The organism is Terrabacter sp. MAHUQ-38 (assembly GCF_014518425.1).
In the GTDB taxonomy this organism is placed as follows: Bacteria; Actinomycetota; Actinomycetes; order Actinomycetales; family Dermatophilaceae; genus Terrabacter.
Map to the genome: position 1 here is coordinate 208,296 of NZ_JACVCU010000002.1, position 17,765 is coordinate 226,060.

The 17,765-nt window shown below is 70.7% G+C and carries 13 protein-coding genes and 1 pseudogene; 11 read left to right on the top strand and 3 right to left on the bottom strand.

The annotated features are described in order from the left end of the window. Window positions 1–28 precede the first annotated feature (28 nt). From H9I49_RS07935 to H9I49_RS07975, 9 genes and pseudogenes are all read left to right on the top strand, one after another. The gene (locus tag H9I49_RS07935) at window positions 29–3,151 is read left to right on the top strand and encodes an HAD-IA family hydrolase (protein WP_188029823.1); all 3,123 of its coding nucleotides are present in this window, start codon (window positions 29–31) and stop codon (window positions 3,149–3,151) included. Further along, a complete protein-coding gene (locus H9I49_RS07940) occupies window positions 3,148–3,837 on the top strand; it encodes a universal stress protein (RefSeq protein ID WP_188029824.1) in 690 nt (229 codons plus the stop codon). The genes H9I49_RS07935 and H9I49_RS07940 overlap by 4 nt, the downstream gene beginning before the upstream one ends. Before the next feature lie 101 nt (window positions 3,838–3,938). Beyond that, on the top strand, window positions 3,939–4,994 hold the full coding sequence (locus H9I49_RS07945) for a glycosyltransferase family 4 protein (protein ID WP_188029825.1): 1,056 nt from the start codon (window positions 3,939–3,941) through the stop codon (window positions 4,992–4,994). Window positions 4,995–5,244: 250 nt separating this feature from the next. Next, a pseudogene (locus tag H9I49_RS07950) lies at window positions 5,245–5,361 on the top strand (universal stress protein); the annotation flags it as partial. A gap of 918 nt (window positions 5,362–6,279) precedes the next feature. Further along, window positions 6,280–6,873 (top strand): DoxX family membrane protein, encoded by a 594-nt coding sequence (locus H9I49_RS07955; RefSeq protein ID WP_188029826.1) that lies wholly within the window; start codon window positions 6,280–6,282, stop codon window positions 6,871–6,873. A gap of 179 nt (window positions 6,874–7,052) precedes the next feature. Continuing rightward, window positions 7,053–7,307, top strand: coding sequence for a hypothetical protein (locus tag H9I49_RS07960; RefSeq protein ID WP_188029827.1), 255 nt, complete (start codon window positions 7,053–7,055; stop codon window positions 7,305–7,307). A 446-nt stretch (window positions 7,308–7,753) separates the two neighbouring features. Then, window positions 7,754–10,180, top strand: coding sequence for a heavy metal translocating P-type ATPase (locus H9I49_RS07965; protein ID WP_188029828.1), 2,427 nt, complete (start codon window positions 7,754–7,756; stop codon window positions 10,178–10,180). A gap of 246 nt (window positions 10,181–10,426) precedes the next feature. Further along, window positions 10,427–11,332 (top strand): ATP-binding cassette domain-containing protein, encoded by a 906-nt coding sequence (locus H9I49_RS07970; RefSeq protein WP_188029829.1) that lies wholly within the window; start codon window positions 10,427–10,429, stop codon window positions 11,330–11,332. 56 nt (window positions 11,333–11,388) lie between these two features. Then, window positions 11,389–12,510: an ABC transporter permease gene (locus H9I49_RS07975; protein WP_188029830.1), complete on the top strand. Its 1,122-nt coding sequence runs from the start codon at window positions 11,389–11,391 to the stop codon at window positions 12,508–12,510. Between the two features lie 100 nt (window positions 12,511–12,610). Here H9I49_RS07975 and H9I49_RS07980 read toward each other — a convergent pair whose 3' ends face one another. The 3 genes from H9I49_RS07980 to H9I49_RS07990 form a co-directional block, all read right to left on the bottom strand. After that, on the bottom strand, window positions 12,611–13,501 hold the full coding sequence (locus H9I49_RS07980) for a universal stress protein (protein ID WP_188029831.1): 891 nt from the start codon (window positions 13,499–13,501) through the stop codon (window positions 12,611–12,613). Between the two features lie 92 nt (window positions 13,502–13,593). Beyond that, window positions 13,594–14,772 carry a sensor histidine kinase gene (locus H9I49_RS07985; protein WP_370587480.1) on the bottom strand — a complete coding sequence of 393 codons (1,179 nt, stop codon included), beginning with the start codon at window positions 14,770–14,772 and terminating at the stop codon, window positions 13,594–13,596. A gap of 68 nt (window positions 14,773–14,840) precedes the next feature. Next, complete coding sequence (locus H9I49_RS07990; RefSeq protein WP_188029833.1) at window positions 14,841–15,512, bottom strand: response regulator transcription factor; 672 nt, start codon at window positions 15,510–15,512, stop codon at window positions 14,841–14,843. Window positions 15,513–15,704: 192 nt separating this feature from the next. Here H9I49_RS07990 and H9I49_RS07995 point away from each other — a divergent pair, with 192 nt between their 5' ends. Together H9I49_RS07995 and H9I49_RS08000 are read left to right on the top strand one after the other, a co-directional pair. Further along, a complete protein-coding gene (locus tag H9I49_RS07995) occupies window positions 15,705–17,069 on the top strand; it encodes a ferric reductase-like transmembrane domain-containing protein (protein WP_370587481.1) in 1,365 nt (454 codons plus the stop codon). A 191-nt stretch (window positions 17,070–17,260) separates the two neighbouring features. Then, entirely contained in the window at window positions 17,261–17,596 is a 336-nt protein-coding gene (locus tag H9I49_RS08000; protein ID WP_255523787.1) for an FMN-binding protein, read from the top strand. The last annotated feature ends 169 nt before the right edge of the window (window positions 17,597–17,765 follow it).

Consider the following 17,765-nt stretch of genomic DNA (forward strand, 5'->3'; position numbering starts at 1 on the left):
CTCCACGGCACCGTGGGATGAAGGTGGCGTGGCCGTCCTCTCAATTCCGCTCGCGGTTTCCGGTGCCGTGTGCGACCTCGACGGTGTGCTCACCGACACCGCCGGCCTGCACGAGTTGGCCTGGGCAACCACGATGAACGCGTTCCTCCGCGAGCACTGCCGACCCCGTGAGGGCGACCGGCGTCCCTTCAGCCACGACGACTACCGGACGCACGTCGATGGGCTTCCCAGGGAGGACGGCGCCCGCGCCTTCCTCCGCGCCCGCGGCTTGGAGGCAGAGCAGGCAACGGTGGCCCTGCTGGCAGCACGGAAGGACAGGCACTTCGAGGAGCTCCTGCAGGAAGCTGCACCTGGCCCTCTGCCGGGAGCCGTGGAGCTCCTTCGGGCGCTCCGGGCCCGGGGAGTCACCCTCGCCGTGGCGACCTCGAGCCGGCACGGCCGCGACGTGCTCCGCGCAGCCGGTCTCAGCGACCTTGTCGACGTCGTGGTGGATGGTGCCGACGCAGCACGTCTCTCGCTGCCCGGCAAGCCGGATTCGACCGTCTTTCTCCACGCCTGCCGGATGCTGGAGTTGGCCGCCGACCGCTGCGTGCTATTCGAGGACTCGCGGGCGGGAGTCCTCGCTGCGCGATCCGCCGGCTTCCGCCTGGTCGTCGGAGTCACGCCGGACCCCGGCCCCCTCGAGGAGGCCGGTGCCAGTCTCGTCGTGCCCACTTTGGCCGGGCTGGAGATCGAGCGGTCGCCGGCCGATGTGACGTGGGCGGCCGTGGTGCTGGACGCGGACGGACTCGCCCCCCTGCTTCGGGCACGTCGCAGCCGCGTCACCGGGGCGCTCACCCGACTGGCCCGCAGTGGCGTGCGCGTCTGCACGGGGCCGCTCGAGGCGGCCCTGGAGCGTTTGCTCGACGACGGGCTCGGGCCCGGGCTGGTGCTTGCGATCCTCACGCCCGATGCCGCGGTGACCTGGTGGCGACGCCCGCGGCCCGCAGGCGGTGAGCGCCTCCTCGTCGTTGCCCCGGTGAACGGCGACGAGGTCTTGGCGCTCCTGACCGAGCGCCACCGGCGCCGCCACCGCGTCCCGGGCATCGATGAGGACCCCGCCTGGGTCATCCGAGAGGTCGGCACAGATCCCATGCGGCACCGTGTCACCGAGGCCCTCTTCACACTCGCGGAAGCCGGCATCGGTCTACGTGGTGCGGTCGAGGAGGCGCCGAGGGGCTCGATGCCAATGGTCCTTGGGGCAGGGGTCTACCACGGCGTCGGATCCAAGGAGCACCTTCTGCCCGGCCCGATCTGGACGGGCCTTCGACTCACCCCTCCACCCGGTGAGGACGTGCGTATCCTCGACCTGCGAACGGGCGTCCTGCTCCGCTCGGTGCCCGGTCCTGACGCTGAGGTCCTGCGAACCGCTCGATTCCTGAGCGCCGCCCAGCCCGGTCGTGCAGCGATGCGTGCGGAAGGGACGATCGATGTCCTGGCCGCAGGCCCCCCGCTGCTGCTGCCCGAGGATGGGGCCGGCAGGAGCAACCGACGGGGAAGGGTCCGTTGGGCGACTGTGGCCGGACGCCGCGGCGGCATCACCGTCGCCTGCGCGCAGCGACAGGCGCGCGACTCGGCGGGCCGACGCACCGTCGAACGCCTGGTCGCCCAGTCAGCGTCGGGCGACGTGGCGCCGAGGCCCGACGAGCTGGCCGACCAGGTGGAGGCATTCCGAGAAGAGACGTTCGACGTGGCGCTGGCCGCTCACCGGCGCGCCTGGGCCACCCGCTGGCGCGCGTGCGCGATCGACCTGCCGGACGAGCCGGACATCGAGCTCGGCCTGCGATTCGCGCTCTTCCACCTGTGGGGCGCGGCAGGCGCCTGCGGCGAGAGCGCCGTGGGGGCACGCGACCTGAGCGGGCCAGGCTACGCAGGCCACGTCTTCTGGGATGCTGACGCGTTCGTCCTGCCGGCGCTGGTCACGATGTGCCCACCGGCCGCGCGAACGATGCTCGAGTACCGTCTCCGGCGGCTCCCCTCTGCCCAGGCCCGCGCAGCCCGGGAGGGCTACGCAGGCGCGCGATTCCCTTGGGAGTCAGCCTCCTCGGGGGACGACGTCACTCCTCACCACGGGCATCTCGGCGGACGTCGGGTGGCTGTGCTGACCGGCGCCGAGGAGGAGCACATCACGGCCGACGTGGCATGGGCGGCGGACTGCTACGCCCGCTGGTCCGGCGACGACGCCTTCCTTGCCGGTGCCGGTCGCCCTCTCGTCATCGAGACGGCGCGCTACTGGGCGTCACGCTGTCGCACCTCGAGCGACGGCACCGCTCACATCGAGGGCGTGATCGGTCCTGACGAGTACCACGAACACGTCGACGACAACGCCTTCACGAACGTCATGGCCCGCTGGAACATGGTCCGCGCCGCCGACCTCTGCGAATCCGAGGATCGACCCACCGAGGAGACCCGGCGCTGGCGCGACCTCGCGGGCCGACTCGTAGACGGCTGGGATCCGCGCCACGGCCGCCACGAGCAGTTCCGCGGCTACTCCAGCCTCGAGCCGCTGCTGGCCGCCGACCTCGGGCCGGTGCCTCTGGCCGCGGACGTCCTGCTCCCGCCCGAACGCCTGGCCCGCACCCAGCTCGTGAAGCAGCCTGACGTGCTCATGTTGCACCACCTCCTGCCACACGCCGCGCGTCCCGGCTCGCTTGCGGCTGATCTCGAGCACTATCTGCCTCGCACCGTGCACGGATCCTCGCTGTCGCCAGCCGTCAGCGCATCCGTGCTGGCTCGCTCCGGCCGTCCCGACGAGGCATTGACGCTGCTCCGGACGGCGGTCCGAATGGACCTTGACGACACCACCGGCATCTCGGCCGGCGGCCTCCATGTCGCCGCTATGGGGGGTGCCTGGCAAGCCATACTCACAGGATTTCTGGGGATCGACGTACGGGACGGCGTGCTCAACATCGCTCCTCAGCTGCCGGCCTCCTGGCGCCGGGTCGGGGTGCGGTTCCGCTGCCTGGGCCGGCACGTCGATGTGTACGTCACCGGTGCAGAGATGACCGTGCGGGTCGACGGTCCCCTCGCCGTACGGGTCGGCGCGGAACCGGTCGTACTGACGGATGCCGACCACTTCCTGACCCAGCGATGGGACAGAGGTGCGACATGATCGATGTCATCGCCGTGCGCGGCGCCGGAGACCAAGGAAACGCCGTGGTACGAGTGAGCGAGGCGCTCGCCGGGTGTCTCGGCACCCACACGTGTCCGGGCTCTTCGGAGCACGCGGAAGAGTGGCCGGCCAACGCGGTTGCCGTCGTCGGCAGGTCCGACCCGGACGCGCCGTGGCTGCACCTCGCGCGGTCGGTGCGGCAGCCGATCGTCGTCACGCCCTCCGGGGTTCCCGAGGACTTCGAGGTGCGGCGCGTGCTCCTCCCGCTGGACGGCACGGCGGAGGCCGCACATGCCGTAGAGACCGCCGTCGCGCTCCTTTCGGGCGCTGGGCTGGAGCTCGTCGCACTCCATGTCTTCGAGGCCGGCAACGTGCCGCCGTTCTGGGACCAGGTCGGTCACGAGGAGGACGCGTGGGAGCAGGAGTTCCAGTCACGGTTCCTGCCCGGTCAGGACATTCGCGTCGTAGCCAGGAGCGGTGTTCCGGGCGCACTCGTCGCTGACGTCGCTGCCGACGAGGGGGCCGACCTCATCGTTCTCGGCTGGTCCGCACGTCCGGTCGGTGGCCGGGCCCGCACCGTGCGAAGCACCGTCGAGACGACCCGCGTTCCGGTCATGCTGGTGCCGCTGCCCCGGCCCGACGGGACCATCGGCCCTTCCGGCACCGACCAGCGCGGCGCTCAATGACCTCATGACGTACGAGCCCGTGCAGGACTTCACCGCCGCGCTCGCGCCGCACAGCCGGTGCCCGCATCGCGAGTCCGGTGCGGTCGAGATGGTCGGCTGACATGCGCATCGGAATCATCGCGCCGCCGTGGCTTCCGGTCCCTCCCTGCGGATACGGAGGCACCGAGCTCGTGGTCCACACCCTGGCCAAGGGCCTGCTCGAACGCGGACACGACGTGCAGCTCTTCACGGTCGGCACCTCCACCTGCCCGGTGCCGCGCCAGCACCTCTTCGACCGCCCCGCCCAACCCCTTGGCGACGTCGTGGCGGAGGCGGCCCACGTCCTCGCCGCCTACGAAAACCTCGCCGACTGCGACGTGGTGCACGACCACACGGTCATCGGTGCCCTCGTCGGCGCAGCGATGGGCGCGCCACCCGGCGCCGTCACCAACCACGGACCGTACACCCCGCTGAGCCGGCGCATCTTCGCCGCGGTGGCCCGCCACGCCGCCGTCGTCGCCATCTCCCACGACCAGGCGAGGTCGGCGCCCCCGGTGCCGGTGACCGCGGTGATCCACCACGGTCTCGACCTCGCCGACTACCCCAGTGGCGCGGGCGACGGCGACTACCTGCTCTTCGTGGGCCGCATGTCGCCCGAGAAGGGCGCCCACCGCGCCCTCCGCATAGCCCGCCGGGCCGGCTGGCGGCTCGTGATCGCGACCAAGATGTGGGAGCCACGCGAACGCGCCTACTACCTCGAGCAGGTCGAGCCGTTGCTCGGCCCCGACATCTCGGTCGTCCACGACCCCGACCCGAACCGCAAGGTGGACCTCCTCGGTGGTGCGCACGCGATGCTCAACCCGATCACCTGGCCCGAGCCCTTCGGGCTGGTCATGATCGAGGCCCTGGCCTGCGGCACCCCCGTCCTCACCTACGCGCGCGGCGCCGCCCCCGAGATCGTCGACCATGCCGGCACGGGCTTCCTGTGCGTCGACGAAGCCGACATGACCCGGCGCGTCGCCGACGTCGCGACTCTGCAGCGGCAGGACTGCCGAGCGGCCGTCCAGGCACGCTTCTCCATGGCCCGCCTCGCAGAGGACCACGAAAGGCTGTACGCGGCGTTGTTACGTTCGCGCGGGGATCCTCCTGCCGTCACCCCCGTGGCCTGCCCGGTCTGAGTCTGCAACAGGTGCGGCACCCCTGCGCCACCGACCCGCGCCCCGCGCGTCGTCGAGATATGGCCGAAGCTCAGTAGGTGCCACCTCCCCGCGCTGTCAGACTCACCCGAGCGGGAGGTGTCGGTAATGAACCTGACAAGCCGCGAGACGTGGACCTTCCCCACCTTCTTGCAACTCTTCGCCTCAGCCGAACAGCCGTACTGCAGAGGAAACCCCGGGCGGCGGTCCGCATCACGGCAACGAGCAGGCGGGCCTCCTGGTCGTGGGCACGCGGGGGCTCGGTGGCTTCAAGCGACCGCTGCTCGGTTCCGTCAGCCGGGCCGTCATCCACTCCGCCAGGACGCCGGTACTTGTCGTACGCCAATGACGCCAACAAGATGTGCGCAGCGTGCCCATGAGCTCGACAGGTGTGCCGGGCGTCTCGACATGGATGCTTGCGGCGCGTACCCCCGGGTCGCGAAACCTCGGCCGCGTGGACCCCGCCCGTGGCCGGGTCTGCGGCCGGGGAAAGGACATGCTGGGTGCGTATGTGAAGTGCCTGGGGCCGCGCGCTGCTGGCCGAGCTCGGTTGCTGAGGTCGGCGGCTTAAGTGTCGGGCTTCCCATGCTTCCAGGAAAGCCCGGCCCGGAGGCCGTGGAGTTCGAGCCGGCGATAAGCGGTTCGACCTGCCCGTGCCCCCGACGCTGATCTGTCGGCCGAGGACCCAGCTCCGCGGCCCCCGCGAAGGGGACCTTGGGCCCGGACACCATGACGGCGCCAACCCATGCTGGGGGAATGAGAAGAAGTCACCGCGCGGCCGTCGTCCACCTAGGGACAGCCATCCCCGAGGTCGTCGCAGGGATTGTGAACGACGGCTCTGCTGGTGACGTCGCGACTGCTGCGGTGAGCATCGCGCGGCAGCTACGTGGGCGCGTGCGATTCGTCCACGTGCTCCCCGACAAGCTGACGGGCGACCCGCGCGCCGAGGTGGAGTCCGCGATGTTCAGCAACGTCCTGCGAGCACTGCATGGCCAACCGCGGGTCCAGGCCGCGTTCGAGGCGCCCACTGGTGACCCCGTCAAGGTGCTCGTCGAGCGAAGTCGCGCCGCGATCCGGTTGGTCGTGGGAGCGGACCGGCCACATCCAGACGCCCGCCCCGAGCCGGTCGCGGCGTACTGCCTCGCTCATGCCCGATGCGCTGTGCACGTGGTGCCACTCAGCGCAGATGCAGGGCCCTTGGTCCCTGACGCAGACGCGCCGAGCGCATGAATCCTTGCATCACCGATTCCGACAATTGGAGACCACCATGAGCACCGTCACCAGCAAGAGAACACGCGCCGGACAGGACTTTGCAGCCGCCGACCGGCCGGACATCCAGACCCGCCCGGCCTTCAGGTATGTCGCTGCCGCTACGCGGCTGGCTCTGGGCTGGGTCTTCCTGTGGGCATTCCTGGACAAGCTTCTAGCCCTTGGCTTCGCCACCGGGCGCGACGCCGAGACGGGCGCGGTCGACAGGTTCGGTCCGGCTGCCTGGATCAACGAGGGCTCCCCCACGCTGGGTTTCCTCAAGTTCGGCACCAAGGGCCCGTTGGCCGACTTCTACCAGAGCTTCGCCGGCGCAAGCTGGGCGAACTGGATGTTCATGCTCGGTCTTGCCGGCATCGGCATCGCTCTCGTCCTCGGCATCGCCATGCGGATCGCAACCGTCGCCGGCGTCGTCATGCTGGTGATGATGTGGAGTGCAGCGCTCTGGCCCGACAACAACCCGTTCATGGATGACCACCTGGTCTACGCGCTGGTCCTGGTCATGCTCCTCCTGGCGAACGCCGGCAAGACCTTCGGTCTCGGCCGCGCGTGGGAGCGGTTGCACCTCGTCCAGAAGTACCCCGTCCTGAAGTAGCAGGCGGACGCCGAGGGCCCGAGCTGCTCGGCTCGGGCCCGAGTCCTGACCGCTGCCACGGAGGATAGAACGTGGTCGACCTACTGCTCGAGCCTCAGATCCGGAGGACCTTCGACCCTGGGCATCACGACGGCCAGCGGACAGCCTTGGCGCAGGACCGATGAGATGAGGTGGTCCCGGTGATGGACTGGGGATACATGGGGTCGGGCAGCGCGGTGATGGTTCTCGTCTGGGTCGTTGGCCTGCTGCTGGTCGTCGGCGTCGTAGCGGTCGTCGTCGCCTTCGCGGTGCCACGGGAGCACCAACCTACGACGCCAGATGAGCGAGTCGAACCGCATTCCGAGGCCGAGGCCGCGCTCGAGCTGCGCTACGCGCGCGGTGAGATCGACGCGACAGCCCTCCTCCAGGCGCGAGCCGTCCTCCGGCAGCGATGACCGGGCGCAGGAGCGACTTCCGTGACACCGGTATGGCAGCCCGTCGTCATCGGTGTCGATGACGGGCCCACGCGAGCCGGGCCGCGCTGCCCTGGGCGATCGAAGAGACCACCCGCCGCAACCTGCCACTTCACATCCTGCACGCCCGTAGATTCCCGCCGAGCCGGCGCCTCGACGGACTCCGCCCGGGGGCGCCGCCATAAAACCGACGGTCGTCGCGAACGTAGTGGACCGTGCCCACGCTCTGACCCCTTGGCTCGACGTCACCACCGAGCTCTCCGACCTGACGCCGCCCTTTCGCCAAGCAGGTGGACCGTTGACCTGTCACCGCTACGAACGACGCGAGAAGCGGAGAAGTCATACTTTCCGGTCCTCGTGTCCTCTGCGGCGTCGCGCGCGGGACCTTCGGCCCGGCGGCCTCGCCGCGCACGTTGTCATGATCGAGTGTGAGCTGGCTGCGGGACCGCCTCCCACTCGCCTTCTTCGCGACCTCGGCCGCGCTCCTCGTCGCGGGCATCGTCGCACAGTTCGCGCGCGCCCAAGGTCTCGCTCATGGCCTGTGGGTGACAGGCTGCGTTCTCGGACTGGTGGTCTCGGTCGCGACCACGGCGCGTGCCGTGCGCGATCGGCAGCCGACCGTCGACGTCATCGCCGTGCTCGCCCTGGCTGGTGCCCTGTGGGTCGACGAGCCCTTCGCGGGGACGATGGTCGCGGTCATGCTGGCCACCGGGCAGCTGCTCGAGGCCAGAGCCGCACGTCGCGCACGACGCGAGCTCAGCGTGCTGGTTGCACGAGCCCCCCGTCGAGCCCGCCGTCGAACCGAGGACGGCATCACCGACATCCCTGTCGAGCAGGTGCGGCGGGGGGACCGGCTCGTCGTCGCGTCGGGCGAGGTCGTGCCCGTCGACGGGCGACTCGTCCTGACGGGCACGTTCGACGAGTCGGCACTCACCGGCGAACCCATGCCGGTCGAGCGCCCCGCCGGCGACGACGTTCGAAGCGGCGTCGTCAACGCGGGGTCACAGACCGAGGTCGTCGCGACAGCGGAGGCCGCCGAGTCGACGTATGCCGCCATCGTCCGCCTCGTCGAGCAGGCTCAGGCCGCGTCGGCTCCGTTCGTCAGGGTCGCCGACCGCATCGCCGTGCTGTTCGTGCCCCTGACCATCGGCGTGGCTGCCTCTGCCTGGTTGGCGAGCAGCGACCCCGTCCGTGCCGTGGCGGTGCTCGTGGTCGCCACTCCGTGCCCGCTGCTGCTCGCGGTTCCGGTGGCGATCATGTCCGGCCTGTCGCGCACCGCTCAGCTGGGTGTCGTGGTCAAGGGAGGGGGCGCCCTGGAGCGTCTCGCTGCTGGACGGGTCGTCCTCTTCGACAAGACGGGGACCCTGACGAAGGGACGGCCGACGCTCGCCTCGATCGTCACCGTCGCGGGCCCTGCCGAGGGTGCGACAGGTGTGGACGCCGACGAGCTGCTGCGGCTCGCGGCGTCGCTCGACCAGGTTTCGCCGCACGTCCTGGCCAGCGCCATCGTCACTGCAGCCAGGACACGCGGGCTCGCGCTCGACGCACCTCGCGACGTGGTGGAGGAGCACGGCTACGGTCTGCGCGGCCGCGTCGGCGACCGCGAGGTCCGGCTCGGCAAGGCATCGTGGATCGTCACCGGTCAGCAACCGGCGTGGGTGCGACGAGTCCGGCGTCGGGGCGATCTGGACGGTTCGCTCACGGTGTACGCCGCCGTGGACGGCATACCGGCAGGCGCGTTCCTCCTGGAGGACCCCATCCGTCCCGATGCCCCGCGCATGGTCCGGGCCCTGCGCGAGGCAGGCATCGAGCGAGTCGTGCTGGTCACGGGGGACCGGGCCGACGTGGCGCAGTCCGTCGGACGAGTCGTGGGCGTGGATGCTGTTCTCGCCGAGTGCGACCCAGGGGCGAAGCTGGCGGCGATCAGGGCAGAGGCGGACGGATGGGCGGCCGGGGGCGAGTCCTCCGAGGGCCTGGTGACCGCAGGGACCGGCGCGGGTCTGCGGACCTCTGGCCGCCAGACCGGCCACCGGCGTGCTGGCGCGCCCGTCGTGACGATCATGGTCGGGGACGGGGTGAACGACGCGCCCGCCCTGGCCGCCGCCGGGGTCGGCGTGGCGCTCGCCTCGCGGGGGTCGACCGCGTCGTCGGAAGCGGCAGACATCGTCCTCACCGTCGACCGCGTCGACCCGATGGCCGATGCGATCCTCGTGGCACAGAGGGCCCGGCGCATTGCCTTCCAGGCGGCGGCCGTGGGGATGGGGCTGTCCCTCCTCGCGATGGGTGTCGCCGCGTTCGGGTGGCTGCCGCCGGCCGCCGGCGCGGTCGTGCAGGAGGCGATCGACGTGCTCGCCATCGGTGTCGCGCTGCGTGGCGTGCTGCCGGGCCGGATCCACACGATAACGATGTCCCCGGCGGATGTCGCGACCGCACGGAGACTGCGTCCCGGACATGACGCCGTGGTGGCCCTGGTCGAGCAGATCCGGACCGTGGCAGACACGCTGTCGACGCACGGTTCTGACGTGGCCGCGGTCCGCGACCTGCTCGCGAGGCTCGAGACCGAGCTCGTCCCCCACGAGCATGCCGACGAGGAGCTCCTGGTTCCCATCGTGGCTCGCGCCCTCGGCGGGTCGGACGCGACCGCGGCCTTGAGCCGGACGCACGCCGAGATCGTGCACCAGGTTGGCCGCCTGAGGCGCCTGGTGGATGATCTCGGCCACGACGTCGACCCCGAGGACATCATCGAGCTACGGCGGCTGCTGTACGGGCTCTATGCGATCTGCCGTCTGCACAACAGCCAGGAGGAGGAGAGCGCCTTCGCGCTCGTACCCGATCACGCGGCGGTCCGTCCTTGACCGTCGCGGACGACGAGGGGCCAGTCCTTGCGAGTGCAGAACCCGGGCCTCCGCGTGTCGGTCCGACTCACCGCAGTTGCCCAGAGCCGCGAAGGGACCTTCGGCCCTGATGGGGGCACCTCGCCCCCACCAAAGTGGGTCGTGGCAGATGGAGGAACGATGGCCAGTCATGGCCCTCATCGTCGGCCTGGTTCAGGCCGAGCGGGCACAGCGGCGGGTCCGCGGCATGCGCGCCCTGATCTCGACGTGCTCGATGTCAGTCACGCCTTCGGCGACCGGGTCGCGCTCGACCATGTCTCCTTCGGCGTCGTCCCAGGCGTGATGACGGGCCTCCTCGGGCCCAACGGCGCCGGAAAGACCACGCTGATCCGAATCCTGCTGGGCGTGCTCCAACCCCAGCAGGGCGCAGTCCAGCTCCGTGCAATGCCCGTCACAGACGCCGCACGTCGCACCTGGGGGTACATGCCCCAAGAGCGCGGTCTGTACCCGGCCATGAAGGTCGGCGAGCAGACGGTCTTCTTCGCGCGCCTGCACGGTCTCTCGCGACGCGTGGCAGAGCAGAAGTCCCGGCAGCTCCTCGACGAGCTGGACCTTGCGGATCGGTGGGACGACCGGACCGACAAGCTGTCCGGTGGCCTGCAGCAGCGACTGCAGCTGGCCACGTCCCTCGTACACGACCCTGAGGTCATCGTGCTCGACGAGCCGTTCGCCGGCCTCGACCCGGTCGCTGTGGCAGATCTGTCGGAGAGCCTGCGGCAACGGACCGCCGCCGGGAGCACGGTGCTGTTCTCAAGCCACCAGCTCGACCTCGTCCAAGATCTGTGTGAGGACATCGCGATGATCGAGCACGGCCGACTCGTGCTACTCGGCAAGGTGTCCACGCTCCGAGCCTCCTCCGGCCGCCGGCAGCTGAGACTCCACCTGGACCGCCCCGATCGAGCCTGGCTGCAAGCCTTCCCGGAGGTCCACGTCGTGAGCGACCAAGCCGACGAACTACGTCTGGGCATCGCACCGGGGACCGACCCGCTCGACGTGCTCGACGCCGCCCGGGCCGCCAGCCGTGTCACGGACTTCGGCCTCGACCTGCCCACCCTGTCTCAGCTCTTCCTCGATGCCGCCCACGCGCGCCCGGACCGAGAGCTGGTGTCGTGATGCGCGCCTGGTGGTCGGGCACGCGTCTCGTCTGGGAACGGGGTTTGGTCGAGAATGTGCGCTCGAAGACCTTCAAGATCGTCATGGTCTTGCTGCTGCTTGCGTCCGCAGCGGCGGTGATCCTGCCTCAGCTGCTGGCCGGTGGCGTCACGACCTACACCCTGGCCACCGTCGGGAGGGCACCGGCGAGCTTGGTCGCGGCCTTGGATGCCGCACAGGTCAAGGGCGACTTCACGGTCGAGTACCTGGCGCGCGGCGGCGTCGAGGAGGTGCGCGCGGCGGTCCAGGCGGGTGACGCGACGGTCGGGCTGGCCGACGAGATCCTCTACGTCGCTGCCGGTGACGCGGGCACCTTCCCGGTCGTCGTAGCCCAGGCCGTCGTGCGCCTCGAGGTCGCAGACCGGCTGACCCGCGCGGGGCTCACCCCGCGGCAGGTGGCCGACCTCCAGTCCGTCCAGCCGCCGAAGCAGGTCACGGTTGCGCCGGTGGCCGACGAGAAGCGCGCCGCCGTGGGGTTCGCCGTCGGCATCTCGCTCTACATGGCGCTGCTGTTCGGTGGCAGTGCGATCGCGACCGCGGTCGCGCAGGAAAAGGCAAGCCGCATCTCGGAAGTGCTGCTGGTCGTCCTGCGCCCCAGCCAGATCCTCGCAGGCACCGTACTGGCGGTCGGTACGGTGACGTTGGCCGAGATCCTTGTCCTGGCGACCCCCGTGCTCGTCGCCATAGGGGTCCGCGACGACCTCGGCCTCCCGGCCGTAGCTGCGGGCGACATCGCTCTTGGACTGGCGTGGTTCGTGATCGGCTTCGGGCTCTATGCATTCCTGTACGCCGCGTGCGGCGCACTCGTCAACAAGGTCACCGAGGTGAGCAGCGCGGTGATGCCCATCGTCATGATCATGCTCGCTGCCTACATGGTGTCCATAACGGTGACGACGCACGACCCGACGAGCCCGTGGAGCCTCGTCATCGCGGTGTTCCCGCTCACATCCCCCATCGGCATGCCCTTCCTGTGGGCCTCGGGGGAGGCCAGCCCACTCCTGCTCCTCTTCTCCATGATGCTGGCGATCCTCAGCGCCGCCGGCGTCATCTCGCTGGCCTCGACCGTCTACCGGCGTGGCCTGCTGATCACCGGCCGCCGCGTAGGCGTCCGAGAGGTGATCGCCAGACATCGGGATTGAACCACCGATCGGAGAGCTCGGCGGGACCCAGGCTGTCTCAAGAAATCGGCTGGGCGGGCAGCCGCCCGCCGCCTCAGCTCCCAGCCGGCTTGGCGACTCGTCATTGGCGCACGACAAGGACCGGCGTCTCGGCGTAGTGGATGACGGCCCGGCTGACAGAACCGAGCAGCAGTCGCTTGAAGCCACCGAGCCCACGCGTGCCCACGACCAGCAGGGCCGCCTGCTCGGCTGCGTCGAGCAGGGCAACTACGGGGTGTGCCTCGATGACACTGGTCCGCACGGCCACGTCGGGGAACGACTCGCGTACCGCCGCAGCGGTGGACTCGACCCACTCGCGAGCAGCCTTCTCGTAGAACGCGATCTCGTCGGGTAGCACCTCCACGCCACCCGCCGGTCCGGACGCCCCGGTCAAGCTCGGCAGCTGCCACGCACCGACGATCTGCAGCGGCGCAGCCCATTGAGAGGCAGCCGCTGCGGCCCGGCGAGCCGCCCCCAGGCCGCCTGGGCTGCCGTCAGTGCCGACGACCACCGGACGGTCAGGCGCTGGCACGACCAGATCACCCCGCGGCACGACGGCGACGTCGCACTTGGCGTGAGCCGCGACCGCGAAGGCGACGGAGCCCGTGATGTACTCACGCGCCTTGCCATGTTCGGGATGCCCGACCACGACCAGTGAGGCGTCGCGCGACTGGTCCACCAGCGCGCCCGCCGGATGACCCCAGATCGTGACCGTCGCAACGCGCGCCTCCTCGAGCATCTTCTCGGCCAGGAGGCGCCCGTCGGCCACAACGCGGCTCGCAGACTGCGACGGGTCGCGCGGCGGGACGCCGCCCGCACCGACGCCGCCGAACGGAAGCTGCACGTAGAGCTTCGCCGTCACGATCCGTAACCGCACGCCGCGCCGGTCGGCCTCGTGGGCCGCCCACTCGACCGCGCATTCTGCCCCGGGACTCCCGTCGAAGCCCACGATGATGTCCGGTGCCGCCTTCATGATCGAACCTCCTGTCCCTGGTACCACCCTGTCGCGGGCGCGCGCACGGCAGGCAGGGACGAAGGTCCCGGGTCAGCGCAACAACTGGGCGCTCATCCCTTCCTGGTGACGGGTCCACCCTCGGGTCCCGTCCCGCATCGGAACGGCAGGACGATGGTGAAGGTCGCTCCTCCGCCCGGGGTGTGGGCGACCTCGAGCCGGCCCCCGTGTGAGCGCACGACCTGGGTGACGAGAGCCAGCCCGAGCCCGACGCGCCGCCGGCTCCCCTCGTCCGCGGATCGGGCGAACCGCCGCGTCAGTCGGCCGACCTCCCTGGGGTCGACCCCGGGCCCGTGGTCGATGACACCGACTCGAGCCCCGTCCTCGTCATGAGCCACCCCGACTGCCACCTCGGCACCTTGCGGCGAGTGGGAGATGGCGTTGTCGACCAGAGCCACGATGGCCCGCCGCAGACCGGTCTGCACGCCGGGCACCTCCACCTCAGCACCAGCGTCAGGCGCGACGAGACGCACACCGGACTCGGCGGCATACGGCTCGAGCGACTCGACGACGTCGAGGGCGAGCCACCGGAGCGCGACGGAGTCGGTGGAGACCGACGACGCCTCGAGCTGGGCGGACAGGAGCAGGTCCGCCACCACGTCACCCATGGCGCCGGTGTCAGCCACGAGGCGGTCGACCTCGGCTCGGAGCTCAGGGGTCAGCCCGGGACCGAGGCGCCGCCTCAGCAGCTGGGCGCGCATGCTCACGACGGCGAGCGGCGTACGCAGCTCGTGGCTGGCATCCGCAACGAACTGCCGCTGCAGGTCCAAGGCGTCGACCAGAGGTCGTACGGCCCGCCGGCCGGCCAGCCAACCGATGAGCGCCGCGAGAATGACCCCCGCGGCCCCGGCGAGAGCAGCGGACCAGATCAGCCGCACCTCCTCGGCGTGGTGCAGCGAGATGTCGTACACGGCGACGTACGTCGTGCCGTTGCGATGGGCCACCCACGCCGGATAGCCCCGACCCCCCGCACGAAGCCCGGTCTCGCCCGCCGGCCCGTCAGCCGCCTGGAGCGTCGGGCCGAGGAGCTCGCTCGGCATGCTCTGGCTCGCCTCGTGACCCGCGGCCTGGCTGGCCACGATCCAGATTCCCGGCGGCGCGTCGACCACGTCATCGGCCGTGGCGGCTGCCGTACGTGTGCGGTCCGTGATCTCACCGAACTGCTGCCGGTCGAAGACGACGCCCGTCGCGAGGATGGCGAGGAGCACGACGACCGCGGTGGACAGAGCCACCCAGAGTGCAGTCGACCGGGCTGCGTGCCGAACGAGGTCCCGGTCGCCGGTGACCTTGTCGCCGGGCATCATGAGGCGCCCAACCGATAGCCGACGCCGTGCACCGTCGCGATGACGTCCTTGCCGAGCTTGCGCCGCAGGTAGTACACGTACGTGTCGACAGATCCCGGCGTGTCCGCGTGGTCGAAGACGCGGTCGAGCAGCTCGTCCCTCGTGAAGACTCGGGAGGGGTGGCGGGCCAGGACCTCGAGCAGGAACGTCTCCTTGGTGGACAGCAGGACCTCGCCCGCCTCACCGCCCACGACCCGGTGCTCGGCCAGGACGAGGCGGCGCGAGCCGACGGCAACCTCGGCCGCCCCTGCGCCGAGCGGGCGAAGCAGCGCCCGGAGACGGGCGAGCAGCTCATCGATGTCGAAGGGCTTGATCACGTAGTCCTGCGCACCTGCGTCAAGTCCCTCGACGCGGTCGGCGACCGCCCCACGTGCCGTCAGCACCAGCGCCGGTGCGGCAACTCCCCTGGACCGAAGCCGACCCAACAGGTCGACGCCTTCCACCCCCGGCAAGCCACGGTCGAGGACGAGCACGTCGAACTCTCCCGTGAGGCCCTGGTGAAGACCGGCCTGGCCATCACGCGCCCGGGTGACGTCATAGCCCTCCTCCCCGAGGACCTGGGCGAGCATGGCGGAGAGGTCCGCGTCGTCCTCGACCAGCAGAAGTCGGCGACGTGCCTGCTCAGTCATGGACACACCATCTCCCAGACGCCTCATAAGTTTCTGAGATCCCTTTCCGACGATGGCCGGGTGAGCGACGCCCTGTCATCCCATCGCACCGTTCGTCCCCGAACGCCGGACTCGGTCCGCGCGTCACTGCGCCGCGGCGCGCGTTTCCGCCAGTGGCGTGCTCGCACAGGTGACCTGCTCGAAGCAGCCGCCGTGATCAGCCTCGTCGCGATCGTCGTCGAGTACCTCGCGGGCGGAGGCAGCCACGACATCGTCAGCGGCGCGGCGAGCACCAGCCTCATCGCCGTGTCCCGGCTCACGGGTCTCGTCGCGATGGACCTGCTCCTCATCGAGCTGCTCCTCGCCGCCCGAATCCCCTGGGTCGACCGCGTCTACGGGATGGATCGGGCCCTGGTCGCGCACCGCGTCCTGGGCCGCATCACGGTGCCGTTGGTCCTCGTCCACGTCTCGACGCTCGTCGCCGGGTTCGTCATGCGCGACCACCTCGGACCGGTCACTGGCCCGGTCATCGAGTCGCTCCGGCTGGCCACGAGCGGCAGCGACCTTCTCTTCGCCTCGGTCGCCACGTTGCTCCTGTGTGTCGTGGCCACGACGTCCGTGAGCATCGCACGGCGCCGCCTCTCCTACGAGTGGTGGCACGTCGTTCACCTCACGGCGTATGCCGCCGTCGTCCTTTCCATCCCCCACCAGCTCTCCCTGGGCTCGGACTTCACGCGGTCGGCCTGGGTGCATGACTGGTGGATCACGCTCTACGTCGTCGTTGCCGCGAGCGTCCTCTGGTGGCGTTTCGTGGTGCCGCTGCTGCGCAGCCTGCGCCACGGCCTGCGCGTCACCCGTGTCGTTCCGGAGGGCCCGGACGTGTGGTCCGTGTGGGTGCGCGGTCGCCACCTCGCCCGACTGCCCGTGCGGGCCGGGCAGTACTTCGGCTGGCGCTTCGTCACGCCCCGACTGCTCCTCAGCGCTCACCCGTGGTCGGTGTCGACCGCCCCGGACGGGCGGCACCTGCGCATCACGGTGCGTGACCTGGGCGACCACTCCAGCGCACTGCGCAACCTGCGCCCCGGCACTCCGGTGCTGATCGAGGGTCCGTACGGGGCGTTCACGACCGAGGGCCGGACGCGAAGCCGGGTGCTCCTCCTCGCCGCAGGCATTGGGGTCACCCCGATCCGAGCCCTGCTCGAGGAGCTTGTCGAGGGAGGGCAGGTCCGCCCGGGTGACATCACCGTCGTCTATCGGGCGAACGACGCGTCGCAGCTGACCCTGCGGGAGGAGCTCGAACGCCTCGTTGCGCCAGGCGGGCACCGGCTCCTGCTCCTCCTCGGCCCGCCCGTCCCCGGCTCGTGGCTTCCTGAGGCCTGGCATCCGGTCGAACCGGCCGCGCAGGCCGAGCCGGGTACCGACGCCGACGTGAGGCGACTCGCAGCGGCCGTCCCCGGGCTGGCGGCGCACGAGGCGTACATCTGCGGACCGACCGGCTGGATGCGACTCGCACATCGCACGCTGAGCGAGGCCGGCATCCCGCGGGCACACATCCACGACGAAAGGTTCAGCTGGTGAGGAAAGCGACCGCCACCGTCATGACGCTCGCCAGCACGGCCGCTATCGGCGCGGCGTGGCTTGTCGGTCTCAGCCCTGTGCGACCACCGGGCGCGGGCCTGCGTGCCGTCGCAGGAGATACGCGCCTTCTCGGGACGAATACCGGCGAGCAACTCGCGGGACGCTCCTCGAGCAGGGCCAAGAGCGGGAGCATGCGGTCGACTCCGTCGCGAGCCGCCTCCACGGTGACGCCCACCGCTGCGCCACGGTCGGGTCACGTCGACGGCCCACCGGTCGACACACAGTACGGAACGGTCCAGGTCCGCGTGGGCTACACGGGCAGGCGGATCACCCGTGTCACCGCGCTCCACCTCACCGACAGCTCCGGGACGTCGGTGTCCATCAGCGCGGGGGCCGAGCCGATCCTGCGCCGCGAGGCGCTGTCGGCGCAGTCCGCTCAGATCGACGTCGTCAGCGGGGCGACCTACACGAGCGAGGCGTACAAGCAGAGCCTGCAGGCCGCCATCGACGCCGCGCACCTGGGCTGACCGGCCTCGACACCGCAAGGGCCGAGGGAGCGCTCACGGCCCCAACTCCATCTCGTGCGACCGCTCCTCGCCGACAGCGACGGAGTCGGAGATGGAGCTTCGTGGTTACGACCACTACACGGATGTGGCGACGGCCTCGACCAGTCGCCCCATGCCGTCGAGCCGCCCC